We start from the raw sequence: 940 nt of genomic DNA, 5'->3' as shown, positions 1-940 counted from the left end.
TCCGATCTCGCGCCGGCCGCGCACGCTTCGCCCTCCTCGCCGACGCGGTGAGGCTGACCGTGGCGCCGGAGGCCGTCGTCGGGGAGCTGTCCGCGCCCGATCGCGCGCTGCTGGCCGCCGTCGTCGCCTGCCTGCGCCCGGCCCGCCTCGTCACCTTCGACGACGTGGACGCCACCCTGACCCTCGATGAGCTGGCCGCGCTCCACGCGGCCCTGGACGTCCTCAAGGACCACGGCCACCCGTTCGCGGTGAGCGCCGTGGCCTCCGCGCCCGTGCCGCGTGACGCCGTCGTCCTCACCCTGTCCCCCGTCCGGGAGAACTGATGCTGTTCCGCTACGAGCTGCGACGCTTCCGCCGTGGCCTGCCCCTGCTCGCCCTGCTGTTCATCTTCCTCGTCCCCGCCATCTACGGCGCCCTGTACCTGTCCGCGAACTGGGACCCCTACGGGGCCATGGACCGTCTGCCGGTGGCGATCGTCAACGAGGACGAGCCCGTCCAGCGCGGTGACACCACGCTGCGCACCGGCGCGGACATGACCGAACGCCTCAAGGACGACCGCGCCTTCGACTGGCGCGAGACCACGCGGGAGGAGGCCGAGGAGGGACTGCGGGAGGGCCGGTACTACCTCGTCCTGGAGATCCCCGCCGAGCTCAGTCGTGACCTCGTCAGCCCCGAGGGCGGCGGGACACCGCGGCAGGCGCAGATCACCCTGCGCCGAGACGACGCCAACGGCTTCGTGATCGGCTCCGTCACGAACGCGAGCCAGGCCAAGGTCGAGGCCGCCGTGAACCGGTCCGCGATCGAGGCGTACTTCGAGGCCGTCTTCGCCAGCCTCGGCGAGCTGCGGTCGGGCATGGTGGACGCCGCCGACGGTGCCGCGCAGCTGGCCGACGGCACGGCCTCCGCGGTGGACGGCGCGAGCCGGCTGGAGGACGGGATA

1 protein-coding gene and 1 pseudogene are annotated in these 940 nt (G+C 73.0%); both read left to right on the top strand.

Going from position 1 to position 940, the window contains the following annotated elements; genetic code table 11:
• Positions 1 to 323 (top strand): annotated as a pseudogene (locus D8M29_RS12485) (hypothetical protein); the annotation flags it as partial.
• Positions 323 to 940: YhgE/Pip family protein (locus tag D8M29_RS12480; protein WP_161972466.1), on the top strand; the 618-nt coding region annotated here is incomplete at its 3' end. The pseudogene D8M29_RS12485 and the gene D8M29_RS12480, both read left to right, overlap by 1 nt.

Origin of the sequence: Micrococcus sp. HSID17227, assembly GCF_003989405.1 — a bacterium.
Lineage (GTDB): Bacteria > Actinomycetota > Actinomycetes > Actinomycetales > Micrococcaceae > Micrococcus > Micrococcus luteus.
Note: the sequence above shows the minus strand (reverse complement) of the source record. Positions and strands in the feature narration are given on the sequence as shown.